General features: G+C 72.0%; 29 protein-coding genes. 10 read left to right on the top strand and 19 right to left on the bottom strand.

The window, feature by feature from the left end; genetic code table 11:
• The first annotated feature begins 69 nt into the window (after nucleotides 1-69).
• The 3 genes from AB0G17_RS10205 (at nucleotide 70) to AB0G17_RS10215 (ending at nucleotide 1,878) form a co-directional block, all read left to right on the top strand.
• Nucleotides 70-567 carry a peptidylprolyl isomerase gene (locus AB0G17_RS10205; RefSeq protein WP_361378536.1) on the top strand — a complete coding sequence of 166 codons (498 nt, stop codon included), beginning with the start codon at nucleotides 70-72 and terminating at the stop codon, nucleotides 565-567.
• Nucleotides 568-726: 159 nt separating this feature from the next.
• Nucleotides 727-1,278, top strand: coding sequence for a hypothetical protein (locus AB0G17_RS10210; protein ID WP_361378539.1), 552 nt, complete (start codon nucleotides 727-729; stop codon nucleotides 1,276-1,278).
• A 48-nt stretch (nucleotides 1,279-1,326) separates the two neighbouring features.
• Nucleotides 1,327-1,878 (top strand): DUF2165 domain-containing protein, encoded by a 552-nt coding sequence (locus AB0G17_RS10215; RefSeq protein WP_361378542.1) that lies wholly within the window; start codon nucleotides 1,327-1,329, stop codon nucleotides 1,876-1,878.
• Nucleotides 1,879-1,890: 12 nt separating this feature from the next.
• Here the strand turns inward: AB0G17_RS10215 and AB0G17_RS10220 are convergent, their stop codons facing one another.
• The gene (locus tag AB0G17_RS10220) at nucleotides 1,891-3,423 is read right to left on the bottom strand and encodes an SDR family oxidoreductase (protein WP_361378545.1); all 1,533 of its coding nucleotides are present in this window, start codon (nucleotides 3,421-3,423) and stop codon (nucleotides 1,891-1,893) included.
• 174 nt (nucleotides 3,424-3,597) lie between these two features.
• On the opposite strand from AB0G17_RS10220, the gene AB0G17_RS10225 reads away from it, so the two are divergent.
• The gene (locus AB0G17_RS10225) at nucleotides 3,598-3,951 is read left to right on the top strand and encodes a nuclear transport factor 2 family protein (protein WP_361378548.1); all 354 of its coding nucleotides are present in this window, start codon (nucleotides 3,598-3,600) and stop codon (nucleotides 3,949-3,951) included.
• Between the two features lie 72 nt (nucleotides 3,952-4,023).
• On the opposite strand, the gene AB0G17_RS10230 is transcribed toward AB0G17_RS10225, so the two are convergent.
• The 4 genes from AB0G17_RS10230 to AB0G17_RS10245 form a co-directional block, all read right to left on the bottom strand.
• Nucleotides 4,024-4,386, bottom strand: coding sequence for a hypothetical protein (locus tag AB0G17_RS10230; RefSeq protein WP_361378551.1), 363 nt, complete (start codon nucleotides 4,384-4,386; stop codon nucleotides 4,024-4,026).
• A 171-nt stretch (nucleotides 4,387-4,557) separates the two neighbouring features.
• Nucleotides 4,558-4,851, bottom strand: a complete 294-nt coding sequence (locus tag AB0G17_RS10235; RefSeq protein WP_361378554.1) for a hypothetical protein — start codon at nucleotides 4,849-4,851, stop codon at nucleotides 4,558-4,560.
• A 117-nt stretch (nucleotides 4,852-4,968) separates the two neighbouring features.
• A complete protein-coding gene (locus AB0G17_RS10240) occupies nucleotides 4,969-6,006 on the bottom strand; it encodes a PHP domain-containing protein (RefSeq protein ID WP_361378557.1) in 1,038 nt (345 codons plus the stop codon).
• A 157-nt stretch (nucleotides 6,007-6,163) separates the two neighbouring features.
• Nucleotides 6,164-6,616 carry a subtilase-type protease inhibitor gene (locus tag AB0G17_RS10245; protein WP_361378560.1) on the bottom strand — a complete coding sequence of 151 codons (453 nt, stop codon included), beginning with the start codon at nucleotides 6,614-6,616 and terminating at the stop codon, nucleotides 6,164-6,166.
• Nucleotides 6,617-7,039: 423 nt separating this feature from the next.
• Between AB0G17_RS10245 and AB0G17_RS10250 the strand changes: the two genes are divergently transcribed.
• Complete coding sequence (locus AB0G17_RS10250) at nucleotides 7,040-7,249, top strand: hypothetical protein (protein WP_361378563.1); 210 nt, start codon at nucleotides 7,040-7,042, stop codon at nucleotides 7,247-7,249.
• 42 nt (nucleotides 7,250-7,291) lie between these two features.
• Here AB0G17_RS10250 and AB0G17_RS10255 read toward each other — a convergent pair whose 3' ends face one another.
• The 5 genes from AB0G17_RS10255 to AB0G17_RS10275 form a co-directional block, all read right to left on the bottom strand.
• Nucleotides 7,292-7,801, bottom strand: a complete 510-nt coding sequence (locus tag AB0G17_RS10255) for an ATP-binding protein (RefSeq protein WP_361378566.1) — start codon at nucleotides 7,799-7,801, stop codon at nucleotides 7,292-7,294.
• Between the two features lie 293 nt (nucleotides 7,802-8,094).
• Nucleotides 8,095-9,399, bottom strand: coding sequence for a radical SAM protein (locus tag AB0G17_RS10260; protein WP_361378569.1), 1,305 nt, complete (start codon nucleotides 9,397-9,399; stop codon nucleotides 8,095-8,097).
• 196 nt (nucleotides 9,400-9,595) lie between these two features.
• Entirely contained in the window at nucleotides 9,596-10,531 is a 936-nt protein-coding gene (gene hemC, locus AB0G17_RS10265; RefSeq protein WP_361378572.1) for a hydroxymethylbilane synthase, read from the bottom strand.
• 218 nt (nucleotides 10,532-10,749) lie between these two features.
• Complete coding sequence (locus AB0G17_RS10270; protein WP_361378575.1) at nucleotides 10,750-11,199, bottom strand: SPW repeat protein; 450 nt, start codon at nucleotides 11,197-11,199, stop codon at nucleotides 10,750-10,752.
• A gap of 150 nt (nucleotides 11,200-11,349) precedes the next feature.
• Nucleotides 11,350-12,093 carry a hypothetical protein gene (locus tag AB0G17_RS10275; protein WP_361378917.1) on the bottom strand — a complete coding sequence of 248 codons (744 nt, stop codon included), beginning with the start codon at nucleotides 12,091-12,093 and terminating at the stop codon, nucleotides 11,350-11,352.
• 318 nt (nucleotides 12,094-12,411) lie between these two features.
• On the opposite strand from AB0G17_RS10275, the gene AB0G17_RS10280 reads away from it, so the two are divergent.
• The gene (locus AB0G17_RS10280; RefSeq protein ID WP_361378578.1) at nucleotides 12,412-12,933 is read left to right on the top strand and encodes a helix-turn-helix domain-containing protein; all 522 of its coding nucleotides are present in this window, start codon (nucleotides 12,412-12,414) and stop codon (nucleotides 12,931-12,933) included.
• Between the two features lie 36 nt (nucleotides 12,934-12,969).
• Here AB0G17_RS10280 and AB0G17_RS10285 read toward each other — a convergent pair whose 3' ends face one another.
• Both AB0G17_RS10285 and AB0G17_RS10290 read right to left on the bottom strand, forming a co-directional pair.
• On the bottom strand, nucleotides 12,970-13,686 hold the full coding sequence (locus tag AB0G17_RS10285; RefSeq protein WP_361378581.1) for a 4'-phosphopantetheinyl transferase superfamily protein: 717 nt from the start codon (nucleotides 13,684-13,686) through the stop codon (nucleotides 12,970-12,972).
• A complete protein-coding gene (locus AB0G17_RS10290) occupies nucleotides 13,680-14,522 on the bottom strand; it encodes a metallophosphoesterase (RefSeq protein ID WP_361378584.1) in 843 nt (280 codons plus the stop codon). The genes AB0G17_RS10285 and AB0G17_RS10290 overlap by 7 nt, the downstream gene beginning before the upstream one ends.
• A 141-nt stretch (nucleotides 14,523-14,663) precedes the next feature.
• On the opposite strand from AB0G17_RS10290, the gene AB0G17_RS10295 reads away from it, so the two are divergent.
• A complete protein-coding gene (locus tag AB0G17_RS10295) occupies nucleotides 14,664-15,485 on the top strand; it encodes a hypothetical protein (protein WP_361378587.1) in 822 nt (273 codons plus the stop codon).
• On the opposite strand, the gene AB0G17_RS10300 is transcribed toward AB0G17_RS10295, so the two are convergent.
• The 3 genes from AB0G17_RS10300 to AB0G17_RS10310 form a co-directional block, all read right to left on the bottom strand.
• Nucleotides 15,467-17,587 carry a BTAD domain-containing putative transcriptional regulator gene (locus AB0G17_RS10300; protein ID WP_361378590.1) on the bottom strand — a complete coding sequence of 707 codons (2,121 nt, stop codon included), beginning with the start codon at nucleotides 17,585-17,587 and terminating at the stop codon, nucleotides 15,467-15,469. The genes AB0G17_RS10295 and AB0G17_RS10300 overlap by 19 nt on opposite strands.
• A 61-nt stretch (nucleotides 17,588-17,648) precedes the next feature.
• Entirely contained in the window at nucleotides 17,649-18,779 is a 1,131-nt protein-coding gene (locus AB0G17_RS10305; protein WP_361378593.1) for a hypothetical protein, read from the bottom strand.
• A 169-nt stretch (nucleotides 18,780-18,948) separates the two neighbouring features.
• A complete protein-coding gene (locus AB0G17_RS10310) occupies nucleotides 18,949-19,245 on the bottom strand; it encodes a hypothetical protein (protein ID WP_361378596.1) in 297 nt (98 codons plus the stop codon).
• Nucleotides 19,246-19,389: 144 nt separating this feature from the next.
• Between AB0G17_RS10310 and AB0G17_RS10315 the strand changes: the two genes are divergently transcribed.
• Nucleotides 19,390-20,232, top strand: coding sequence for a helix-turn-helix transcriptional regulator (locus AB0G17_RS10315; RefSeq protein ID WP_361378920.1), 843 nt, complete (start codon nucleotides 19,390-19,392; stop codon nucleotides 20,230-20,232).
• Nucleotides 20,233-20,269: 37 nt separating this feature from the next.
• Here the strand turns inward: AB0G17_RS10315 and AB0G17_RS10320 are convergent, their stop codons facing one another.
• The 4 genes from AB0G17_RS10320 to AB0G17_RS10335 all read right to left on the bottom strand — a co-directional run bounded on the left by AB0G17_RS10320 (nucleotide 20,270) and on the right by AB0G17_RS10335 (nucleotide 22,552).
• Nucleotides 20,270-20,662, bottom strand: coding sequence for an SsgA family sporulation/cell division regulator (locus AB0G17_RS10320; RefSeq protein WP_361378599.1), 393 nt, complete (start codon nucleotides 20,660-20,662; stop codon nucleotides 20,270-20,272).
• Nucleotides 20,663-21,156: 494 nt separating this feature from the next.
• On the bottom strand, nucleotides 21,157-21,405 hold the full coding sequence (locus tag AB0G17_RS10325) for a DUF397 domain-containing protein (RefSeq protein WP_361378602.1): 249 nt from the start codon (nucleotides 21,403-21,405) through the stop codon (nucleotides 21,157-21,159).
• A 97-nt stretch (nucleotides 21,406-21,502) separates the two neighbouring features.
• Nucleotides 21,503-22,066 carry a hypothetical protein gene (locus AB0G17_RS10330; RefSeq protein ID WP_361378605.1) on the bottom strand — a complete coding sequence of 188 codons (564 nt, stop codon included), beginning with the start codon at nucleotides 22,064-22,066 and terminating at the stop codon, nucleotides 21,503-21,505.
• A 27-nt stretch (nucleotides 22,067-22,093) separates the two neighbouring features.
• Nucleotides 22,094-22,552, bottom strand: coding sequence for a nuclear transport factor 2 family protein (locus AB0G17_RS10335; RefSeq protein ID WP_361378608.1), 459 nt, complete (start codon nucleotides 22,550-22,552; stop codon nucleotides 22,094-22,096).
• Nucleotides 22,553-22,694: 142 nt separating this feature from the next.
• On the opposite strand from AB0G17_RS10335, the gene AB0G17_RS10340 reads away from it, so the two are divergent.
• Nucleotides 22,695-23,252 carry a TetR/AcrR family transcriptional regulator gene (locus AB0G17_RS10340; RefSeq protein ID WP_361378611.1) on the top strand — a complete coding sequence of 186 codons (558 nt, stop codon included), beginning with the start codon at nucleotides 22,695-22,697 and terminating at the stop codon, nucleotides 23,250-23,252.
• A gap of 176 nt (nucleotides 23,253-23,428) precedes the next feature.
• Nucleotides 23,429-24,856: an alkaline phosphatase family protein gene (locus tag AB0G17_RS10345; protein ID WP_361378614.1), complete on the top strand. Its 1,428-nt coding sequence runs from the start codon at nucleotides 23,429-23,431 to the stop codon at nucleotides 24,854-24,856.
• Nucleotides 24,857-24,986 lie beyond the last annotated feature (130 nt).

Below are 24,986 nucleotides of genomic sequence, written 5' to 3' on the forward strand. Positions count from 1 at the left end.
TCGGCGTGCCCGCCCCGCCAGGGGGTGCCCGGAGAGCAGGTTTGCCGGACGGGATGTCAGGATGGGGGCATGACGACCAAGGTCTACTTCGACATCACCATCAACGACGAGCCCGCCGGGCGGATCAACTTCAACCTGTTCGACGACGTGGTCCCCAAGACGGCGGAGAACTTCCGCGCGCTCGCCACGGGCGAGAAGGGCTTCGGCTTCGCCGGGTCCTCCTTCCACCGCGTGATCCCCGAGTTCATGCTCCAGGGCGGCGACTTCACCCGGGGCAACGGCACCGGCGGCAAGAGCATCTACGGCGAGAAGTTCGCCGACGAGAACTTCACGCTCAAGCACGACCGGCCGGGCCTGCTGTCCATGGCCAACGCCGGCCCGAACAGCAACGGCTCGCAGTTCTTCATCACCACGGTCGTGACCGGCTGGCTGGACGGCAAGCACGTCGTCTTCGGCGAGGTCGCGGACGAGGACAGCATGAAGCTCGTGAAGAAGATCGAGGGCCTCGGCTCGCAGAGCGGCAAGACCAAGGCGAAGGTCACCATCGCCGAGTCCGGCCAGCTCTGACGGTTCTCCTTCCGTCTGCTGTCCGCCGACGGCGGTCCGAGGGGCACACGTACTGCGTGAGCCCCTCGGCGCCCGGCGCCGGACCGCGCCACCCCCACGGGCCCACGCCACCCGAGTGGGCGATCCCGATCCCGCGTGGTCGATGTTTGACTCGACGACATGATCATTCGTACGCGAGTCACCACCGCGAGCCGTACGCGGGTCCACACCGCGAGTCGTACGCGGGTCCACGCCCCGAGCCGTGCGCGAGCCCACGCCGCCGGTGTCGCGGCAGCCGCGGCGCTGCTCGGCCTGCTGGGTGCCGGGCCCGTAGCGGCCGACCCCGTCCCCACCCCCCTCACCGCTTCGGCGACGGCGCCCGCGTCCGCGCTCGCCGCGCAGGACCAGGTCGAGGCGTTCTTCACCGCCTACCGCAACGCGCGCCTGGGCACGACCGAGGACGCGACCCCGGCCGAGGTGCGCGCCAGGTTCCTCACCAAGGAGCTGAACCAGGCGCTCGACGCGTGGGCGGCGGCCCACACCGGCCAGGACCCGGTCTTCCGCGCCCCGAACGTCCCCTCCGCCTGGACCTTCACGTCCGTGGGCGCGGACGGGTCGAGCGTGGTCGTCACCCAGAAGTGGGGCGACGGCACCACCGCGGACGTCGCGTACACCGTCCGGCCGGGCGACCTCATGATCACCGCGATCGCGGACCCGCCCGCCGTCGCCTGATCCCCGGGCGGCGGGTTTCACCGGCCGCCCCGCCGGAAAGAGTCCGGCATGACCCCACGGCCCCGGTCCAGGTACTCCTTCCGCCGACGGGCGGGCGCGCTCCCCGTGCTGCCCCTCGCGGCCGCCCTGCTCACCTCAACCGTCGCGCTCTACATGGCACTTGTGGCGTTCGGCAACATCACCGACTTCGACACCAACCGCGCCTTCGTCCACCATGTCCTGGCCATGGACACGACGTTCAAGGACCCGGACCTCACCTGGCGGGCGATCGAGTCGACGACGCTCCAGGACATCGCGTACGTACTGATCATCGCGTGGGAGACGGTCGCGGCGGTGGTGCTTGTCGTGGCGGGCGTGGTGTGGGCGCGGGCGCTGCGCGGCAGCGGTGGCTTCGCCCGGGCGCGGCGGGTGAGCACGGTGGGGCTGCTGATGGTGCTGCTGCTCTTCGGCGCGGGGTTCATCGCCATCGGGGGCGAGTGGTTCGCGATGTGGCAGTCCAAGGCGTGGAACGGGCTGGACGCGGCGATGCGCGACTTCATGCTGGCCGCGTTCACCCTGCTCGTCGTGCACCTGCCGGGTGTCGAGGAGCGGGGCGTCTGAGGCGGTCGGGCCTCAGCCGGCCGCTCCCCCTTCCACCCGTGCCGCGGCCCGTGTGATGTTGCGCGCCATCCCTCCGAACACCACGGCGTGGAACGGCGACACGCTCCACCAGTACGCGTGCCCGAGCAGCCCGTGCGGATGGAACAGGGCGCGCTGGCGGTAGCGGGTGCGGCCGTCGTGCTCGCGCTCCGCGTACATCTCCAGCCAGGCCAGCCCCGGCAGCCGCATCTCGGCGCGCAGCCGCAGCAGGTGCGGCCGGGTGATCTCCTCCACACGCCAGAAGTCCAGCGAGTCCCCCACCCGCAGCCGTGCGGCGTCCCGGCGGCCCCGGCGCAGGCCCACTCCCCCGGTCAGCCGGTCCAGCCAGCCGCGCACGGCCCAGGCGAGCGGGAAGGAGTACCAGCCGTTCTCCCCGCCGATGCCCTCGATGACCTTCCACAGCGCCTCCGGCGAAGCGTCCACGACGCGCTCGCGGCGGTCGGTGTAGAGGGTGCCGCCCGCCCAGTCGGGGTCGGTGGGCAGCGGGTCGCTGGGGGCGCCGGGAAGCGCGGCCGAGGACCAGCGGGTGACCACGTTGGCCTCCTTGATCCGCCGCAGGGCCAGCTCGATCGCCTCGTCGAAGCCGATGGGCGTGCCGGGCGGGTCGGGCACGTACCGCGCGATGTCGTGCTCGTGGCAGACCACTTCGTGGCGCAGCGACTCCGCGAGCGGCCGGGCCAGTACACCGGGGACGGGGGTGACCAGGCCGATCCACTCGCTGGAGAGCCTCGGCGGCAGCATCGGCACCCGCAGGATCAGCCGGTGGGGCAGCCGGGCGACCTCCGCGTACCGGCGCATCATCTGCTCGTAGCTGAAGGCCTCGGGACCGCCGATGTCGAAGGTCCGGTTGACGTCGGCGGGCATCCGGGCGCTCCCGACGAGATAGCGCAGGACGTCCCGTACGGCGATCGGCTGGACGCGGTTGCCCAGCCAGCTCGGCGTGATCATCACGGGGAGCCGTTCGGTCAGATGGCGCAGGATTTCGAACGAGGCCGATCCGGAGCCGATGATGACGGCGGCGCGCAGCACGGTGGCCGGTACGGCCGAGTCGAGGAGGATCGCGCCCACCTCGGCGCGGGAGCGCAGATGCGGCGACAGGTCCTCTCGCGGTACGCCCGCGGGGGTGAGGCCGCCGAGGTAGACGATCCGCCGGACTCCGGCCGCCGCGCACTGCTCGGCGAAGATCCGGGCGGCCGAGCGGTCGGTCTCCTCGAAGCCCGGCCCGGCGCTCAGCGAGTGCACCAGGTAGTACGCCACGTCCACGCCCCGCAGCGCCGCCCCGACCGACTCCGCGTCCGTCACGTCGCCGCGCACGGTCTCCACCCGCCCGGCCCACACGAGGTCGCGCAGCTTCCCCGGCGTACGGGCCAGACAGCGCACCCGATAGCCCGCGTCGAGGAGCTCGGGCACCAGCCGGCCGCCGATGTAGCCCGTCGCGCCGGTCACCAGGACGAGTTCCGGAGTGCCGTCGCTCTTCATGCCCGCCTCCGCCGCTCGCCGTGCCATCGGGCAACGATCTCCCGTGAGCACCGCTTCCGTGCGGCACGACACCCTTTCCCGGCCGTCCGGGCGCTCCGCACCGGGCACGGTTTGCCGTCCGCGTCCCGGCGGAGGAGGCTCGAAGCGTAGGCCCCTCGCGGCCCACCAAGTGCGGGCCGCGACCTTCTGAAGGAGGTCATCATGGGCACCGCCTTCGACACCGAGACGCTGCGCCGCGGCATTGAGGGCCACGACGCGACGGCCTTGCTGTCGCTGTACGCGGACGACGCGGAGATCCGCGTCGTCGACCGCAATACCCAGCCGAGCCACCCGATGGTCATGCACGGCCAGGGCGAGATCTCCAAGATGCTCACCGACGTCTACAGCCGCGACATGACGCACAAGCTGGAGGAGTGTGTCGTCCAGGGCGACAAGGTCGCCTTCACCGAGTCCTGCGAGTACCCCGACGGCGTACGGGTGCTGGCCACCTCGATGGCGTCACTCAAGGACGGGAAGATCATCGAACACACCCTGGTGCAGGCCTGGGACGAGTAGAGGGAGCAGGGCGGGCGGCAGTGCGGAACGGGGGCGCCCGCACCCGTTCCGCACCCGTTCCGTACTCGTGACTCAGCCGGTTCTGACGATGGTCCAGGCGTTGGGGTCGAAGCTGGGGACCACCGAGTAGCGGCACGCACCGTTGTAGTACGTGCTGGTGATGGTCCAGCCCGCGGGCGGGTACGTGGAGGCGCAGGCGTTGACCTTCGTGCCCACCGGGTAGCCGGTGAGCTGCATGATCCTCTTGCTGTTCGGGCTGAAGCCCGATCCGCAGCCGCCGCTGTTCCACCACTGGGTGTCCACCCAGCCGGTCGGGGTGAGGGTCGAGGCGCACATGTTGAGCGTGTCACCGGGCGCGGCGTTGGCGGGGGTCGTCCCGGCGACGCCGGCCGCGGCGGCCAGGAGGGCGAGACAGGCGAAACGGGTCCGTATCACGTGGGTCTCCTCGTCAGTGCAGCGGGAACGCGCCGACGATGTCGGCGTCCGGTCACTTGTGCTGAGCAATTACTACCGGCACGTGCCGACCTGCGGACAGTCACCTTTCAGCCCTGGCGGCGAACACATATTCGGCCTCCGCCCGCCTGTTTCCCCCTCCTGCGGGCCTGCCTAGCCCACGCCGGGCAGCAGGCCCATGATGGGCGCGACCGAGTCGGTGACCTGGTGGAGCTGGTTGAGGTCGTTCAACTTGTTCAACTGGCTGAGCTGGGCCTTCACCGCGGGCGTCTGGCTCCGCTGGTCCGCCGGGACGGAGCGCGCCACCAGCCCGTCGAGCACGGCTACCGGGGAGCCGTCCATGGGCTTGGTTCCGGCCAGGTCCGCGGCGCTCGCCGCGGACGCGCCGAGGCCCGAGACTCCGGCGGCGAGGGCGAGAACTGTGGCGATACGTCGTGTTGAGATCACGCCCTGACAACCGGCCGACACCGCCGATGGACACGGCCACGGCTCATCCTCACCCGAGAAGCGGATGCCGCGGCAGAGGGCCGGCCCGAGGCAGGGCCCGCCGACGCCGCCGACGCGTCAACCCCGCGCCGGTGTCCTGCCCTCGCGCGTCCACGCCAGCAGTTCCTCCTGGGTCCACGTCGTGATGACGCGCTCGGCCGGGACCCCGCACTCCTCGGCCCGAGCGCAGCCGAAGACCTGCCAGTCCAGCTGGCCGGGGGCGTGCGCGTCGGTGTCGATGGAGAACAGCACGCCCGCGTCGACCGCGCGCCGCAGCAGCCTGCGCGGCGGATCCAGGCGTTCGGGGCGGCTGTTGATCTCGACCGCGGTGTCCGACTCGGCGCAGGCGGCGAAGACCTCGTCCGCGTCGAACGCCGACTCGGGCCGTTTGCCCCGGCCCCCCGTGACCAGCCGGCCGGTGCAGTGCCCCAGCACGTCGGCGTGCGGGTTGCGGACGGCGGCGACCATGCGCCGGGTCATCGCGTCGGCGTCCATGCGGAGCTTGGAGTGGACCGAGACCACCACGACGTCGAGCTGTTCCAGGAGCTCCTCCTCCTGGTCGAGCGAGCCGTCGTCCAGGATGTCGCACTCGATGCCGGTGAGCAGCCGGAACGGCGCCCAGCGCTCGTTCGCCCCGGCCACCACCGCCAGTTGCTCGCGCAGGCGTTCCGGGGAGAGGCCGTTGGCCACGGTCAGCCGGGGCGAGTGGTCGGTGAGCACCGCCCACTCGTGGCCGAGGTCGGCCGCCGCCCACCCCATCTCCTCGATGGGGCTGCCGCCGTCGGACCAGTCGGAGTGCAGATGGCAGTCGCCGCGCAGGGCCGCGCGCAGCTCCTCGCCGCCCTCGACCAGGGGAGCGGAGGCGCCTTCCTCCTCCAACCGCCGCAGATAGTGCGGCAGTTCGCCCGCCAGGGCCTCGCGCACGACCTGCGCCGTCTTCGGCCCGATCCCCCGTACGGACTCCAGCGACCCGGCGGCCACCCGCTTCTCGACCTCGCCGTCCGCCATGTCCTCGACCGCGGCGGCGGCCTTGCGGAACGCCTGTACGCGATACGTAGGGGCCCGCGTGCGCTCCAGCAGGAACGCGATCCGCCTCAACGCCGTCACCGGATCCATCGCCACCTCCGACCGCCCACCATTGTCCGCCGGGCGGTCACTCCGCGCACGCCGTGCGCCTCCCGTACGGGGCCGCGCAGCGCGGCGGCGGGGCACCCCCACTCGGGGGTGCCCCGCCGTTTCCCGCTGTCGCGCGGCGACGAAGCGTGCTCGTCGGTCAGAAGTTGAACACGACGCCCTGGCTCGCCTGCTTGATGCAGGGATTGCCGAAGGTGTAGCGGTAGGAGACGCGCTGGCCGTCCCAGACGCCGTCGGCCGTGACGGTGACCGGCTTCCACTCCTTGGTACACATCACACCGGCCGGGGGGCCCGCCGTTATCGCGGCGAAGTTCCCCTGGTTGTGACTGAGTTCCGCGCAGGCCTGCTTGGCGGCCGGGTGCGTACCGGAGGGGGTGGGCGCGCAGGCGAGCGTCACCGCGCGCTGGACGGACGCACCGTCGTCGCCCGTGCCCGGCGCCACGGTCAGCACGAGCGCGGACGGCGGGTAGAGGCTCATGGCGGCACCCCGGGTGTCGTGCTGATCGGCGCCGGCCGCACCCGGTACGGCAACCGCGGCACCGGCGAGCGCCAGCGCGGCCACCAGAGTCGTACGCCCAAGCGTCTTACGCATATCAAACACTCCTGTCATTCAGGGACTGTTGTTCGGGGACCGAGGAACGAGCCCGAGTCTTGTCCAGTCCCGGGGGTGCCGCAGACCGCCGTATACAAATCCGGTCACCCTCCGGCACCGGGCGATCGCACGAAGTTGCAGGCCACAGCCATCCGAACGGTCGGACGGGCTGATGGACGCCCGTAGAGAAGAAGGCGCAAAGCCGCCTCTACTTTGTTTTCTAAAGCAACGAGAACATTGAATCTTGAATAGTAAGGTTTCGATTTGATTTCATCCGTGGGCCACCATCTGGCCCCCGACCTGCGCTCCCCGGGCCCGCCGGACGTGCGCGCACGCGGGGCGGGCGTCAGAGTGGTGACGGTGCCGCGCTCGCCGCCCCGGCCCGCCCGGCGCCCACGGGCCCACACGAAGGAGCAGCACACGATGGAACACCGCATCTTCGCCGAGATGACCGAGCCCGGCGGCAGCACGCTCAAGGAGTGGCACATGGTCCGCGCCGGCCAGAGCGTGTCCATGTGCGGGCGTGAACTCGACATGACCCAGGAGCAGTTGCCCGCCGACGCCTGGGGCACCGAGCGGGCGCGGCCGTTCTGTCACACCTGCGGCGCCCTGTTCCTGCGCGAAGTGCCGTGAAACAGGGCGCCCGGGCCGTATCCCCCTCCTGTCGTCCACCCGCTACAGGCGCGCCGGCTCCAGCGTGGCGAGCGGCGCCACCGCGACGGGCGGGCGCTTCGCCACGGGCAGCGCCCGCGGGGGACGCCGGCGGACCAGGCCCTGCGCGTCGGGCGCCTCGGCCCGCACCGTGAACCAGACGACCTTGCCGTCGGCCGTGGGGTGGGTGCCCCAGCTGTCGCTGAGCGAGGCCACCATGGCCAGGCCCCGGCCACGGGCCTCGAGCGGCTCGCCGCCGCCCAGGACGGGCAGCCGGGGGTCGCGGTCGAGGACGGCCGCGGTCAGGCGCCGCCCCGTCCACCGCAGTTCGAGTGTGCAGCGCTTGTCGCCCTCGGCGTGCCGGAAGACGTTGGTGAGCAGCTCGCACACGCCGAGGCTGACCGGCTGGATCAGGCACTCGAGCTTCCAGTACCGAAGGTGTGCGGCGACTATCCGGCGGATCTGCGGCACCCGCTCGGGGGCGGCCTCGAGATCCAGGGTGTACTGACGGTTCACTTCCACGACCACGCCCACGACTGCGCTCCTCATCAGGACGGCCGGCGGACCGGCTGCCGCTTCGACAATGACAGCCCCGAGAAAGCGGAAAGTAGTCACTCAGATACAGAGCGAACGCAATCAGCGTGACCCCATCCGGGTGAACGCGCAACACAGGCCGCACGACGCGGCCGACCTCGGCCCGTCCTGGCCGGTCAGGGCAAGGAAAAGAGCCCCGGCAGGACGGGGGAGACCTGCCGGGGCTCGTACATGGGCGGGCGGTTCAGCGCGGCCCGCGTATAGATGAATTGTAAACCATGTCTGGAGCTGCCTCAGACCGACAGGCTGTCCATGAAGGAGCTCACCGAGAACACCGCGTTCCCCGGCCCCGCCGGCCCGTATCCGGGCGGCGAGGTCAGACCGTACTCGTCCATCGTCGCCCGGTACGCCTCGAGCAGGCGGATGTGGTACTCCAGCGGCGCGCCCTGCGGGTTGGCCTTGCCCAGCGGCGTGGTCGGCTCGGGGCACCAGGTGGTGAAGCGCGGGGTGATGCCGCGCGACATGAAGAACCGCAGGCCCTCGACCGTCGAGCCGATCGCCTCGTCGACCGTGGTGAAGCCGAAGGGCTCGGCCATCTCCACGCCCGCGACGAAGTTCGGGATCACATTGCGCGGGCCGAAGATCTCCGCCGAGTCGAGGATGCGCCGGTGCCACTCGTCCCGGCCGACGTACTCCTCCTTGCCCGGGCAGTACAGCTCGAACAGCCGCCGGTCCCAGACCTCGTAGTTGGGGTGGTAGATCCGCACTCCGTAGTCGTGGAAGCGCTGCACGTCCTCCTTGGGCAGCGCCTGGGCGACCACCTTGCCGGTCCAGCGGCCGGGGAAGCGCTCCTCGATCGCCTTGGCGTACATCCCGTAGAAGTCGGCCTCGTCGCGCCCGCCGACGTGCGAGGTGATCGCGCCGCCGGTGAGGGTGTACGCGGTGGACGCCTTGGCGGTGTCGTACCGGTCGATGATCTCCAGCGCTTCGAGGATCTCCTCGACCGGCTTGACGCCGGTGTAGGGACGCCCGGCCGCCTTGTGCTGGCGCCAGTTGTGGTTGATGTCGCAGTACTGGCACTCCTGCTTGGCGCCGAAGTACTGGCAGACCCGGAAGACGGTCAGGTAGATCAGATAGCCCCACTGGATCGTCGGGGCCACCTCCATCACGGACTTGCCGTTCGACAGCTTGTGCCGGTAGTACTCCGGCATCGGCGGCAGCCCCACGTCCGAGATCCGCTTGCCGTCCAGGTACAGGCCGAGCATGCCGTGGTCGTCGGCGGCGACCCGGTACGGGGACGCCGGGTTGACCCGTACCGACACGACGGTGCGGCGCAGCTCGTACGGGCCTCCGGTCAGGACGATCTCCTCCGGCGGGCGGCGCAGCGCGGCGGCGCCCAGCTCCGGGAGGGTGCGGTGGTCGAACGAGAAGATGAAGTACGACTTCGGCTTGACCTCTCCGGACTCGTTGTCGCTGAGGGCCGTGTCGTCGAAGGCCAGCCCTCCGCGCAGCAGATCCTCCTTGATCACGGCTTCCCGGGGCACTCCGGGGAACCGTGCCATCAACGATTCGACCTCATCGGTACGGCTGCTGAGCATGTGCTGACGTCCTCCGGTCCAGTCGCTTTCCTGTCCTACTGAACCTACGCTCTCGCCGGCTTCGCCGATGGACTGGGCATCGACGACGAAGCCGGCGAGCGAGCGCCATGGTAGTCGCGGAGCGATCTTCGGCGGATCGGTCTGCGGTCGCGCTTCTCCTCCGCCGAAAGGCTTAGGTATCCGGGCCGGTACGGGCTCAGTGGGCGATCGAGTCGATCAGCTCGCGGGCTCCCTGCCGCAGCAGGGTGACCGCGACCGAGGTGCCGAGCGTGGCCGGGTCGAGCGGGCCCGCCCACTCGTGGGCGTTGAGGACCGTCTTGCCGTCGGGGGTGAACACACAGGCCCGCAGGGAGAGATCGCCGTTGCGGGCGGCCCTGGCGTATCCGGCGATCGGGCTGTTGCAGTGGCCCTGGAGCACGTGCAGGAACATCCGCTCGGCCGTGGCCTCGCGGTGGGCGTCGGGGTCGCCCAGGTCGCTCACCAGGTCGATCAGCTCGCGGTCGCCCTCGCGGCACTGCAGGGCCAGGATGCCCGCGCCGATGGGCGGGCACATCACCTCCGGGGAGAGGACCTCGGTGATCACGTCCGTACGGCCGATGCGCTCCAGGCCCGAGACGGCGAGCAGCAGGGCGTCGGCGTCGCCCGCGGCCAGCTTCTCCAGACGGCGGTTGGCGTTGCCGCGCATCGGGACACAGCGCAGCTGCGGGTGGGAGGCGGCCAGTTGGGCGATGCGGCGGACGGAGGAGGTGCCGATCCGGGTGCCGTCGGGCAGTTCGTCGAGGGTGAGACCGCCGGGGTGGATCAGGGCGTCGCGGATGTCGTCGCGCTTGAGGAAGGCGGCGAAGACGGTTCCGGCGGGCAGTGGGCGGTCGGCGGGCACGTCCTTCACACAGTGCACCGCGAGGTCGGCCTCGCCCGCGAGCAGCGCGGCGTCCACCTCCTTGGTGAACGCGCCCTTCCCCTCGACCAGCGAGAGGTCGCCCATCCACTTGTCGCCGGTCGTCTTGACCGGGACGACCTCGGTGGCGACCTCGGGGTGGAGGGCCGCGAGTTCGGCGCGTACGCGTTCCACTTGCGCGAGCGCCATGGGCGAGTCGCGCGAGACGATCCGGATCAACTCGGCAGTAGACATGCGTCCACGATATGGCGAGCGTCCGGATCTCGCTCACATCGCCCCGTACCCTCAGTGTCTTTGCGCGCCAGGGGAGTTGATGCCCGTCCCGCGCCGGGTCCGGCGACGATCAGCCGATACGGAAAACTGCCCCGCGGGTGGACAGCCGCGGGCCCCCGGCCGCGGCTCGCGCGGGCGGGGGCCCTGGGGCGGGCGGCTGTGCGGGCAGCCGCCCTGGATCAGGTGGCCCTGCCCCTTCTGTTCTTGCTCATCAGCATGCCGCCCGCGACCAGCGCGAACAGACACACCGCACCGCCGGTGATGACGTTGCTCAGGATTGCTCCGGTGCCGGGGTGGCGGGCGACCACCCACGGAGCGACGATCAGCCAGGCGCCCAACAGCAGGGCCACGAAGTTCAGGTCCTGCGACCGCTCCGGGACGATGGACATGCACAGGCCCATCACCGCGAGAGCGATGCCGACGATCAGGTTGGTCAGGGCGAGCGTCGGGAGCGCGCCGGAGAAGTGCACGGTCCAGCCGGAGATCGCCGCGTAGATTCCGGCGAGGATCACGAGTTCCTCGACCGCCGCGACCCCTCGGGTCTCCAGCATCGCCGCGTATCTGTCCCGCATCTCCGATACGTCGGGGTGCCCGGATATGTCACCTGGTCGGTGAGAGACGTCGGCCATGTGACTCGCCTCCTTCTGATGCCTGCAAGTCTTGTGGCCCCGATGCGACATCCGGTCGCGATTCCAGTGTGCTCTTATCTGGCCTTTATGCGTAGATTTAACCGTTATCCGATGTCTACAGAAGTTTTGGGCGTTCTGTGTAGAAATCCCTTAGACCGTGGCCTCGGCGGTCGCCATCGCGCGCCGGTTGCGCCACCGCGACCACCTGCGGCGCAGCGCGGCCGGGCCCAGGTCGACGCGTCCGTGCAGCAGACCGAGCACGATCGCCATGCCCACCGCTATCAGATGCTCACGGCCGGCCAGATTGGGCTTCACCGTCGCCTCGAACAGCATGGAACCGCCGGTCAGCGCGAACACGATCGGGGCCCGCCGGACCACCGAGAGATACGTGAACAGCCCGACCACGGCCGCGGAAGGCCCCGTGTCCAGCACCTGTCCGATCTCCGGCGGCAGCCCGAGACCGCCCCAGGTGCCGGGGCCGAGCGCGATCATGACGCGCGCGCTGAGCGTCCCGGCGAGCGTCGTGACGTACGCGATCACCAGCGTCCGGGTCCGGCCGAGCGCGAGTTCGGCGAGCGCGAAGCCCAGGAACAGCTGGGTGAGGCCCGCCCAGACCGGCAGGTCGAGGGCCGGGACGAAGAGCGAGATGGGGGTGCGCAACAGCGCCAGCCACAGCGGCAGATCGGCCTTGACCTCGCCGGTCAGCCGGACCACCACCGCGCCCGCCCGCGTCAGGTGGATGGCGTGGAAGACGATCACCGCCACACAGGCGAGCACCCCGAGGAAGAGCCCGCGCAGCCCCCGGTGGATCAGCTGCCGTACGGGGTCGACGACGATGCCGTGGAACTCGCCCTGGAGAGTGCGTACGACGAACCGGACCAGACGCAGCAGCAGGTCGGTCCCTCTCCGGCGCTCCTCGCCGGTACCCAAAGGCGGCTCGACCGCCGCGCCGACCCCCTCGACCGCCCCGCCGTGGCCACCCTCGGCCCCGTCACGACGGCCGTCGGCAACTCGGAACACTGCTTGATCAACCCCTCACGCTGCAGCGCCAGGCAGCCGTGACATTCGGCGCGTAGCTCCCCACCCACCCCCAGATCGTGCACCAGGTCGAACACGGGCCGCACACGGGGGTCCACACCAAGGTAATCGCGGTGTGAAGGACCTTCAAGATTTTGGTTCACTCACCGAACTGTTCCGGGTTAGGGTCGGCCCGTGACGCTGCCCCGCGACTACAGCAACCAGCCCTGTTCCCTGGCCCGTTCACTGGAGATCGTCGGCGAGCGCTGGACGCTGCTGATCGTCCGGGACGCGTTCCACGGGGTGCGCCGCTTCGGCGACTTCGCGGCGCACCTCGGGGTCCCGCGCGCCGTCCTCACCGCCCGGCTCACCACCCTCACCGAGGAGGGCGTCCTCGCCAGGGTGCCGGGCGCCGGGCGGCGCGAGGTGTACGAGCTGACCCCCAAGGGCGTGTCGCTGTGGCCGGTGGTGCGGGCGCTCACCGGCTGGGGCGACGAGCACTACGCGAAGGGCGGCCCGCGCCGGATCTTCCGGCACGCCGCCGACGACGCGCCGATCGCCGCCGACGGGCGGTGCACGCGCTGCGACGCGGCCGTCGAGGTGCGGGACATCCTGGTCACACCCGGGCCCGGACTGGGCCCGGCCGGCGAGGACGACGACCCGGTCACGGTGGCTCTGAGCCGCCCGCACCGCCTGCTCCACGCGCTGCGCGCCTGAGAAACCCACGACCGGTCGGACGCGCGCCCGCCGTGCTCAACCCGCGTCGCGCTGCCGCCCCACGACCACGCTGGTGGCCACCAGGCCCCCGTTCTCGCCTTCCGCCGTGCGCCACCGCCCCCTGAACACGTCCACCCGGACACCATCGACCACCGGGCCCGGCACCTGCAACGCACCGGTGAAAGTGCCGCTTTCGGGGTCGGGGGTGATGACGCAGTCACCGAAGTCCAGCCAGCGGCCGGTCAGCGGGAACCACGCCTTGAAGACGCTCTCCTTGGCGCTGAACAGCAGACGGTCCCAGGACACGGCCGGATGCGAGGCGGCCAGCCGGTCCAGGACGCCGCGCTCCTCGGGCCGGGTGACCATCTCCCGTACCCCCTCGGGGACCGGTGAGTTGGGCTCGGCGTCCACGCCGACCGAGGCGATGGCCGAGGCGGAGGCGACGGCCGCCGCCCGGTAGCCGTCGCAGTGCGTCATGCTCCCGACGACGCCGACGGGCCAGCGCGGGGCGCGCTGGGCCCAGGCCGGGCCCTCCCCGGTGGGCAGGATCGGGCCGGGCGCGTGCCCGAGCCGGGCGAGCGCGGTGCGCGCGCACAGCCGTACGGTGGCGAATTCCCGCCTCCGCTTGTCCACCGACTTCGCCACCAGCTCGGCCTCCTGCGGGAACAGCTCGAGCGACGGCGGGTCGGCGAACAGCTCCGCCACGACCACCTGCGCCGGGAGCAGCCCCTGGAGCAGCGCGCGGGTCACCATCGGATCACCGAGGCCGGCTCGGGCAGGATCCGGCAGAGTCCCTGCGGCGGCGCCGAGCGGCTGCCCCACTCGCGGGGATAGCCGAGCGACACCTCCAGGTGCGGCACTCCGTCGGCGTCGATGGCGCGCGGGATGTGCAGATGTCCGTAGACGACGGCGGCGGCCCGGTAGCGCACGTGCCAGTCGGCGGTGGCCTCGGTGCCGCACCACTGGGCGAACTCCGGGTGGCGCAGGACCCGGGTGGGTTCGCGCACCAGCGGGAAGTGGTTGACCAGCACCGTCGGCAGCGCCGGGTCGACGGCGTCCAGCCGCGAGCGGGTGTACGCGAGCCGCGCCCGGCACCACGCGTCGCGACTGGGGTACGGGTCCGGGTGGAGCAGATACTCGTCCATGCACACCACGCCGGTGCCGTGGGCGACGGCCAGCGCCTCTTCCTTGGTGTGCGCGCCCTTGGGGCGGAACGTGTAGTCGTACAGCACGAAGAGGGGCGCCACGACGACCGGCCCGTCCGGGCCCGGCCACTGGCGGTAGGGGTCCTCCGGGGTCGCCACCCCGAGGTCGCGCAGCCGCTGGACCAGATACTCGTAGCGGGCCTGGCCGCGCAGCTGGACCGGATCGGCGGGCGGTGTCCACAGCTCATGGTTGCCGGGCGCCCAGACGACGGTGGCGAACCGGCCGGCGAGCTGCTCCATCGTCCGGAGCACGTCGTCCGCCTTCTCCCCCACGTCCCCGGCGACCATCAGCCAGTCCTCGGACGAGTCCGGCCGCAGCCCGTCCACGATCGCGCGGTTCTCCGCATGGCCGACATGCAGGTCACTGATGGCATAGAGACTCATGATGATCACACCCTACGTCCGTCCGCTCATCGCTCGTTCTCCGGTGGCCTGTTCGGACCGGGCGGTCTACCGACGCACTCCAGGAGTCCGATAGAGGTTCATGCGCGCAACACCCGCCCCCTGCCTGCGGAGGTACGCCCCATGAGCCGAGGACTCAGCCATGCGTCGCCGGGCAAGGCGCGCTTCGACGAGATCTACGACGCACCCGACCCCCGCGCCTACTTCCGCCGGCTCGCTCCGCTCGAGTACGAGATTCCGCATCACGCCCAGGAGGTCTTCCGGCACGACCGGGCCGCCCGGGCCGCGGCCTGCGGTCCGGGCGGCGCGGTCACGGTGCTCGACCTGTGCTGCTCGTACGGGATCAACGCGGCGCTCCTCAACCACCACCTCACCCTCGCCGAGCTGTACGCGCACTACACCAGCCCCGAGGTGGCCGAGCTCTCGACGGCCGAGCTCATCGCGTACGACCGGGCGTTCTACGCTTCCCGGCGCCGGGCCGACGCGAGCCCGGTCGTCGGTCTGGACGCGGCGCAGCGCGCCGTGGGCTACGCGCTCGCGGTCGGGCTGCTCGACGAGGCGTACGCGGAGAACCTGGAGCTGGCCCCGCCGAGCGAGCCGCTGCGCGCGGCCGTGGCGCGCACCGGTCTGATCACGGTCACCGGAGGCATCGGCTATGTCAGCCACCGCACCTTCGAGGCGCTGCTGGGGTGTGCGCGGCTGCCGGTGTGGGTGAGCGCGTTCGCCCTGCGCACCGTCTCGTACGCGCCGGTGAGTTCGGCGCTCGCCGCACACGGTCTGGTCACCGTGTCGGACGCCTCGCGGGCCTACCCGCAGCGGCTGTTCACCGGCCCGGCCGAGCGCGACTCCGCGATCGGGCAGGTCGTTCTCGCGGGCCACGACCCGGCCGGTCTGGAGAGTGCGGGCCGCTATCACGCCCGGCTGTATCAGTCCCGGCCGCGCTGAGCCGGGCGGGCGGGGCCCCGGGCACGCCGGTCCGGGCGCGGGAGCGGGGAGGGCTCCACGTCGATCTCCGCCATCCGCTCGACGTAGAGCAGATGGCGGCGCCGGGCCTCGCCGTGCCGGCCCGCCTCCGCGAGCAGGGCGATCAGGGCGAGATGGGTGTCCTCGTCGTACGGGTCGCGCTCCAGCAGGCGCAGCCGGAAGTGGACCTCGGCGTGGTGGTCGCCGCGCTCGGCCGCCGCCGTGGCGAGCCGGGCGAGCAGCTCCGAGTGGACGGCCTGGGCCTCCTCGCGCAGGGCGACCGCCCACTCGGCGTACGGCTCGTCCTCCAGGACGTCTCCCCGGTAGAGCAGTTCCGCGTCCGCCAGCGCGGCGTAGGCGTGCGAGCCGGAGCGGTCGGCGAGCGCCAGGGCGTGGCGGGCGGCGGCCAGGAAGTCCCGGACGTCGACGCGGAGCCGGGCGATGCCGATGACGTGCTTGTCCGCCGCGATGAAGTGGTCCTGCGCGAGGCGGCGTTCCGGGTCGAGCACCAGGCGCAGGATCGACAGCGCCACCGAGAGCCGGTTGGCGCACCGGGCCGGGTCCTCCCCGGGCCACAGCGCCTCCACCACGACCTCCCTCGGCGTCGGCAACCCGCGCCGGGCGACCAGGAGTTTGAGCAGGTCGCGGGCCTTCTTCGACTGCCACTCCTCGGGTCCGACCGGGTTGCCGTCGCGCAGGACCCGGAAGCCGCCGAGGACCCGTACGGCCGCCGAGGGGCGCAGCGGCGCGGTCGCCCGGTTCAGCAGCCCCGCCGCGTCCGCCGCACGTTCGCGCACGCCCAACTGCCGCAGCCTCCCGACCGCTTCACGCAGCTGCGGCCCGCCGGCGCCGGAGAGCAGGGCGCGGGCGGCGGACACCCGGGCCACGGCCACGGGCCGGCGTGCGGCGGTCCACATCGCCTGGGCGTCTTCGAGGAGCCGCTCGCGTACGCAGGGTTCGCGGGTGCACATCGCCTCCAGCTCCAGGAGCTCTGCGAAGACCGGGCGGCATGCCTGGGCGCCGGGTTCGCCCGCCGCCTGGCGGGCCGCCTCGGCCGCGATTTCCGGCCGTTCGTCGGCGAGCGCCACCCAGCCCGCCGCGATCAGCGCACGGATCCGGGTCCGGCCCGCGCACTGGCCGACCGCGCGCCGGGCCAGCAGGGCCGCCGCGCACGGCTCCTCGGCGCCGCGCGCCAGGGCGAGCCCGGTCAGCGCCGCCGCCAGGACCTGGCGGTCGCCGCACTGCTCGCTGCGTACGACCGCCTCCTGGTAGGCGGCTCGCGCGGGACCGAGAGTGCCGCGCTCGCGGTGCACGTCGCCGAGCCCGAGCAGCGCGCGGGCACCGAGCCCCGCGTGCCCGGTGGCCTCACCGAGGCGCTCGTAGCGCGCCAGTGCCCAGCTGAACTCGGCGGCCGCGTAGTCGAGTTCACCGAGCGCCAGGTGCGCCGAGCCGCGCAGGCACCCGGCGGCGGGCAGGAGCTCCGGCAGCTCGGCCCGTCCCTCGTCCGGGCCGAGCGCGCTGAGCGCCGTGTCGAGCCCGGCGAGGACGCGGCGGGCCTGGCCCAGCTCGATCCGCTCCTGCGCGGCACACGTGCGTACCAGCAGGACGAGCGCGGGGTCCCCCACCCCGCACGCCGCCTCCTCCGCCAGCTCCCGGTGGTGTTCGGCCACCGCCCCCCGCCCGTCGCAGGCCGCCACCACGGCGGCCACCGCGTGGGTGACCGCCTGCGCGCCCGGGTCGGCACAGTGGGCGAGCGCCCGGACGGCGCGGCCCACCGACGCCTGCGCCCGGCGGAGTTCACCGTGCGCGCAGTACGCGGCGGCGGCCCACGCCAGGGCGGTGATCTCGTCCGGGCTCGCGGCGCCGGTGAACTCGGTGCGCCGGTGGACCTCCAGCGCCCGCGCGGGCTCCCCCAGCAGCTGGTGCGCCATGGTCAGCCGCCGCCCCTCGGACGCGTCCAGGATTCCGGCGCGCGGCTCCCCGCCCGCCGCGCCCGCCGCACCCGGCAGATGGGCGGCGCGGGCCGGCGCGCCCCGGGCCGCGGTGGACTCCCGCCTGTGCTCCTCCAGCTGAGCCGTACTCATCCGTTCCCCTCTTGCCCGCCCCGCCGGACGGGTCTCATCCGTTCCTTCAGCTCGGGCTCGGTCAGAGCGCGTACTCCCGTGGCCGGGGGGGGTGATCGGCCTCGGTGACGGCGAGGCTGATCACCTCCGCGGCGGCACCGGGCCCGGCGGCGGCGCGGGCGGTCTCCGCCAGCCGGTCGAGCACCTCGTCGAGGCCGGGGCGGCGGGCCGGGTCGTCGTCGAGCAGGGCCACGACGAGCGGGGCGAGGCGGTGTGCGGCCTCGTTGCCGGGAGCGAGGCGGCCGAGCCAGGCGGCGAGCCGGCCCGCATTGCCGCGCGGGCCGGGGTCGTCGGCGGCGAGCAGCGGGTCGACCCCGGTGACGAGGTGGAAGAAGGTCGCGCCGAGGCTGTAGAGGTCGGCCGCCGCGCCGGGGGCGGGGCCGTGGCGCGGCGCGTCGATCTGTTCCGGCGCCGCGTATCCGGGGGTGTGGATGCGCGGGGCGGGTTCGCCCGGACGCGCGAGCATCTCCAGGTCGGTCAGACACACTTCGCCGTCGGCGGTGACCATGACGTTGTTGGGATTGAAGTCCCGCAGGACCCACCCCTCGGCATGGACGAGCCCCATCAGACAGGCCAGGGAGCGCGCCCGGCGCAGGGCATCGGCGACAGGCGTCCCCCACCGCTCGTTCTCACGGAACTCCAGCCTGTCCAGACCCCATTGACGAAGCGTCACCCCGTCGACGGCCTCCTGGACCAGGAACAGGTCCCCCTGCTGCTCGAAGAGCGCGACCGGGGCCGGTGTGAAGCCGCTCCCGGCGAACACCTCCAGCATCGCCGCCTCGTGGCGCCGCAGGTCCCGCGCGTCGCGGCCGGTGAGGGTGGCGGCGGTGTGCCGGCGCGCCTGCTTGATGATCACGGGCGTACCGGTGGACTCGTCGACGCCCCGGAAGACTCCGCCCCCGAAGGCGTGCCGAATCACCCCTTGCACGAGGAAGCGCCCGTCGAGCAGCACCTCGGCCGGGGCAGCCCGCCCCGCCAGGGCGGCGGACTCGCCCTGGGCGAACGGGTCGCGTGGGGCCCACTCCGGCGGCGCGAACCAGGCCCGGCGCCGGTCCGGGACCAGCCGGCCGTCCGGCGCGACCAGCATGGCGCCGCGGATGCCGTCGTCGCCGAGGGCGGGCACCCCGGTGAACACCCCGTACCGGTAGTGCACCAGGCTGCCCGGAAAGCACGGCCGGTCGGAGAGGATCGCGGGGCCGGGCAGGCCCAGGGTCGCCCGGTGCAGCTCGGCGGCCAGCTCCCGCAGCCCGGCGTCGTCCGCTTCGGGGTAGGCGGTGAGGGACTTCCCGCCGCCGCCTCGGTCGTAGCGGTGCGAGACGAGGTCACCGGCCCGGCCGGCGGTCCCGGCGGAACTTGAAGCGGCACCCGTGGCGCACCAGGATCTCCGCCGCCCGCGCCAGGACCAGGGGCGCGGCCAGCGGGACCGCGGCGACGTGCAGCTTCCAGCCCTGCGGACGCCCGGCTTCGCCCGACGGCGAGACATGGCACCAGAACTCCCCCTCGCGCAGCCGCCACGACCCCCCGGTGGCCGGCCCGACCCCCGTGCGGGCCAGCACCGCTTCCACGATCTCCACGAGCAGCCGTTCGGCCGGCTCGCGGCTCCCCCTCGCAGAATCCATGACCTCATCGTGGCCGTGGCTCTGTCGGTTGCCTTACACCAGCCTTGCGGGCCGCCGGGAGCGTACGCGCGCCACGGGTCGAGCGCGGATCCAGCGGACCCTGGTACCGCCGGTCCCTGGTTCCGGCGGCCGGCTTCCGCCATGATGATGATCATGACGACTGACCGCCGCCAGCTCGCTGATTTCCTGCGCCGCTGCCGTGACCGGGTCACCCCGCAGGACGCCGGACTGCCCGCGGGGCCGCGCCGACGCACCCCAGGACTGCGGCGCGAGGAGGTCGCGCAGCTCGCCGGGATGTCCGCCGACTACTACATCCGGCTGGAGCAGGCGCGGGGACCGCAGCCCTCGCCGCAGATGCTCGGCGCGCTGGCCCGGGCCCTGCGGCTGAACGACGACGAGCGCGACCATCTGTATCTGCTCTCCGGGCACCGGCCGCCCGCCGCGCACTCGTCCGACGGGGAGGTGAGCCCCGGTCTGCTGCACCTGCTCGAACAGCTCACCAACACCCCGGCCGTGGTGCTCAGCGACCTCGGTGACGTGCTCGTCCAGAACCCCATGGCGCGGGAGCTCCTGGGTGAGGTGTGCACGGTCACCGAGCACGGCCGCAACGTCGTCTGGCGCTGGTTCACCGAACCGGCCGCCCGCGCCCCGTACCCGCAGGAGGAGCACAGCTACTACAGCCATCTGCACGTGGCGGACCTGCGCGCGGCCTCGGCCCGCCGCTTCGGCGACGCGGAGTCGGCGCGGCTGATCTCCCGTCTGCAGAGCGTCAGTCCCGAGTTCACGGCGCTGTGGGAGCTGCACGAGGTCGCCGTGCGCAGACGCGACCGGGTCCGCGTACTCCACCCGGAGCTCGGCCCGTTCGACCTGTTCTGCCAGGTGCTGCTCGCCCCCGAGGGCGACCACCGCCTGGTGCTCTTCACCCCTCCGCCGGGGAGTGCGACCGCGGACCGGCTGGCGCGGTTCGGCGCCTCACAGCGGGGCTGAGACGCTCCCGTACAGCGGGAACCAGCGGGCTCCGGCCCTACTCGGCGCCGTGGTCCAGGCACGGGTACTCATGGCCGCACCAGCAGCGCCCCTGCACCGGTGTGGTGGCGAGCAGCAGCCGGATCACCTCGTCGACGTCGAAGCCCTCCAGCTCGCTGCCCTCCGGGACGAGTTGATACGTACGGGAGAGGAAGTCCGCGACGTCCTCGATCTCGGCGAGCAGGTCCGCGCTGCCCTCGTCCGAGTGCAGCCGGATCCGCAGCCCGTTCTCGCCGTACTGCCAGACCCGCACGTCACCGAGGCCGACCGGGCAGCGGGAGGTCAGCCCCTCCGCCACGAGATCGCGGCCCATGGTCCATGTCGTATGCATGCCATTGCCGCAGACGAATTCCACCGAAACGGCGAGCGGGTCGGTGGGGTCGTAAGCCATCAAGGCCTCCACGGGGGTCATGGCATCACCCTCGTGCAGTAGTTCGACATACAACGGAACGCAGATCTCTTCCATGTCGCCCCCCTCGTCGGGACAGTCACCGGCGGCCGGTCGCCGGGCGTTGTTCGGCATACGCATCTATGACGTACTCAACGGCCGTGATAGTGACCGACTTCGCGAACAAATTCGCCCGGGGATGTGGAAACTGTGCGTACGGTGTCGCAAATTCGCATGCCCGCACGGATCACTTACCCCGTACGGCGCCGGCCGATCCCCCCGCCCCGCGGGCCGGTGCACCGCCCCCGCCGCAGACAACAGCGGTGGGGCGGGCTCCGGGGCGGGTCGCGCGGCCTTGTGATGAAGCCTTCACAATCCCCGTCGCCCCGGGGACGAATCGGCCGGAACATTGCGTTCAGCGGGGCGTCGCGATCGGGACAGCGCACCGCCCGCGGCCGCGTCGGTGGCGGCCGCGGGCGGCTGGGGGAAGGAACGGATCAGCAGAACTTGTCCAGCTGTCCCGCTTTCGCCGCACGCACCATGGCGGCGATCTCGGACCGGCTGTACCGGAGCACCGGCGCGCCGGCGTCCTTCGTATGCGTCACGGCGATCCGGTCGCCGTCCACGGCGAATCCGACGCAATCCTTGGAGTGGTCCAGGTCGCTGAATGACGACTTCTCGAATGCGAGGTGAGGGGCATTGCGGTTGACGTATTCAGTGACCTCGACAAGGCGGGAGTGGTCCACGGAAGAGCTCCTTCGTGCGGCAGTGGGGGCTGTTCAGCACGCTACGAGCCCGAGTCGGCGCATTTCTAGTACCCTTGACAAATGAACGCCTGGTGCGCTAGCGGCTCCTGGGAGCGCGAGGGGAGCGCCTGGCGTGAGGCGTCTGACCGAATCCGCTCACACAAGCCCGAGGTTGGCGGCGGGCGAGCCGTGCAGCGTCGGCGCGAGCACTCCGGCCTGGGGCTCGCCGAGCCCCAGGCAGCCCGAACAGTTCGGCCTGCGGCGGCGTGACGGGCGCGCCGAGAATCGCCCCCGGGCTCTCCGCGCGCACCGGCGCGCACGGCGTGGTCAGGGCCGCCGAGCCGAGCTTGTCGTCGGTGAGCGGATCGGCCAGCGGCGCCTTGAGCAGCGTCGACGGCACCTCCGTGGTGACCGGCAGCCGCGGCAGCACCGGGGACGGCATCGGCGAGCCGACCACGTGCCGCGGGCCGCCCGGCGAGCCCGGCATCGGGATCGGCACCCCCGCGCTCACCGTGGGGGATTCGAACGGCAGCACCGTCTCCAGGCCGTCCAGCGGTACGGCGACGGGTACGGACGACTCGGCCGCGGCGGGCGTGACCGCCGCGGCCGTGGCCATGCACGTCATCATCGCCGCGAGGCCGGCCCGCTTGGTGAGCTGCATAGGTACTTCCCTCCAAAATTCGCCTGTTCAGCGGAGCGGAAAGGCGACCCCCCGCTCGGAATCGGGGCGTGTTCCGAAGATCCGACGTTCCGATTCACCGATCTGCTGGTCATTGATGCTCGCCTCGCGGCGGGCCATCAGGCCGTTCTCGTCGAACTCCCAGAGCTCGTTGCCGTAACTGCGCCACCACTGCCCCGTCGCGTCCCGGCACTCGTACTGGAAGCGCACGGCGATGCGGTTGCCCTCGAACGCCCACAGCTCCTTGCGCAGCGCGTAGTCGAGCTCGCGCGCCCACTTGGCGGTGAGCAGCTCGACGATCTCGGCCCGCCCGGTGACGAAGGTGTCCCGGGTGCGCCAGCGCGAGTCCTCGGTGTACGCGAGCGAGACCTTCTCGGGGTCGCGGGTGTTCCAGGCATCCTCGGCGGCCTGGACCTTCTGCCGGGCGGTGTGCAGGTCGAAGGGGGGAAGGGGCGGACGAGGGGTCATGGCGGGGCTCTCCTGTCAAAGCGGTAGCGAACGGGTGAAATCGGTCAGGAACTGGCGCCGAGGAGTGGGGAGAACGGCCGTTCTCCGGCTCGTGCCGCTACTCTAGAGAACGATCGTTCTCAGTTCAAGGAGTGGAGAGGGCATGGACAGCGCAGTCGCACGGGAGCTGGTGCTCGACGCCGCCGGGACGCTGTTCTACGAGCGGGGCATCCAGAGCGTCGGCATGGACGAGATCCGCAGCTCCTCCGGCGTCTCCCTCAAGCGCCTCTATGCCCTCTTCCCCGCCAAGGACCTGCTGGTCGAGGCGTATCTGGAGCGCCGGGACACGGTGTGGCGCGGGCGCCTGGCGGAGTACGTCGAGGAGCGCGCGGAGCCGGAGGAGCGGATCCTGGCGGTCTTCGACCATCTGCACCGCTGGTTCGGCGAGCCGGGCTTCCGCGGTTGCGCATGGATCAACGCGTACGGCGAACTCGGCGCCTCCTCCCCACGCGTCGCCGCCCAGGCGCGCGCCCACAAGAGCGCCTTCCGGGGGTACGTGGGCTCGCTCGTCGCGGACGCGGGGCTGCCCGAGCGCCTCGCCGACCATCTGGCGCTCCTCGCCGAGGGCGCGATGGTGACCGCGGGCATCTTCCACAGCCAGGATCCCGCACTCCAGGCCCGCGAGGCGGCGGCCGCGCTGATGGCGGCGGCGCGGGGCTGACCCCCGCCACTCACCGGGCCCGTCCGGGTCCACCGCTCCCCCGCCCGGCGGCGTGCTCGCCGGGTGTTGGCGGCGTGTTCACCGATTGCCCCACTGCCCAGCCCTTCGAGCCGGGAAGCATGTTCGGTGCGGTCCAGGACAACGGACCCACACCGACAGCTCAGGAGGCAATCCTCATGGCCGAGTTGACGCGGCGCAGACTCCTCGGATCGGCGGCGGGCGCGATCGGCGGCGCGGCGGCGCTGTCCCTGCTTCCGCCCAGCGTGCAGAAGGCGGTCGCGGCGGGGGCACCGCGCCGGGGCTCCATCCGCGACATCGAGCACGTCGTGATGCTGATGCAGGAGAACCGTTCGTTCGACCACTACTTCGGTACGCTCTCGGGCGTCCGGGGCTTCAACGACCCGCACGCGCTGCGGCTCCCCAACGGCCGTTCGGTGTTCTACCAGCCGGACGAGGTCAACCCCGACGGCTATCTGCTCCCCTTCCACCTGGACACCCACCGCTCCAGCGCCCAGGCCATCCCGTCCACCAGCCACGCCTGGTCCGTGCAGCACGCGGCCTGGAACGGCGGGAAGATGGATCAGTGGCTGCCCGCGCACCGCAAGGCGGACGGGATCAACGGGCCGTATGTGATGGGGTACTACACCCGCAAGGACATCCCGTTCCAGTTCGCCCTCGCGGAGACGTTCACGGTCTGCGACAACTACTTCTGCTCGGTCTTCGGGCCGACCTGGCCGAACCGGCTGTACTGGATGACCGGCACCATCGACCCGGGCGGCACCCTGGGCGGCCCGGTCATCACCAACAAGGCGCCCACGCCGTACCGGTGGACGACCTACGCCGAGCGGCTCCAGGCGGCCGGGGTCAGCTGGAAGGTCTACCAGCAGGACGACGACTACGGCTGCAACATGCTGGAGCAGTTCCAGACCTTCCGTGCGGCCGCGCCCGGCTCCGACCTCTACGAGCGCGGGGTGCGCCCGCAGCCCGAGGGCACCTTCGAGGACGACGCACGGGCCGACCGGCTTCCGGCGGTCTCCTGGATCATGCCGACGAGTTTCCAGTCCGAGCACCCGGACTATCTGCCGGCGGCGGGCGCGGACTTCGTGGCCCGCAAGATCGAGGCCATCGCCGCCAACCCGAAGGTGTGGGCGAAGACCGCGTTCATCCTGAACTACGACGAGAACGACGGCCTGTTCGACCATGTGCCGCCGCCGACACCCGAGGCGGGCACAGCCGATGAGTTCGTCCAGGGACTGCCGATCGGCGGTGGCTTCCGGGTCCCGGCGATCGTCGTCTCACCCTGGACCGTGGGCGGCTGGGTGGCGGGCGAGGCGTTCGACCACACCTCGGCGCTGCGGTTCCTGGAGGAGTTCACCGGGGTCGAGGAACCCAACATCAGCCAGTGGCGGCGCCGCACCTTCGGCGACCTCACCTCGGCGTTCCGCTTCACCCACGCCCGGCCGCGCCCGCCGCGCCTGCCGCAGAACACGGCGGAGCAGCTGGAGGAGGCGAAGAAGGAGGTGGCGACGCTGCCGAAGCCGAAGCTGCCGGGCGCCGACCAGTCGTTCCCGCGCCAGGAGAGGGGCCACCGGCCGCACACGTAGACCCGTGGGACCAGAGGCTGTCCGGAGCCGGTCGCTTCCGGTTCCGGGCGGCTCCGCCGGGAATATCCAGACCTTCACACGGCGTTCAACAGCCGGCCACCGGGCGTTGGTCGAATTCATTACCCCACGA

Origin of the sequence: Streptomyces sp. NPDC023838 (assembly GCF_040639555.1) — a bacterium.
Taxonomy (GTDB): Bacteria; Actinomycetota; Actinomycetes; order Streptomycetales; family Streptomycetaceae; genus Streptomyces.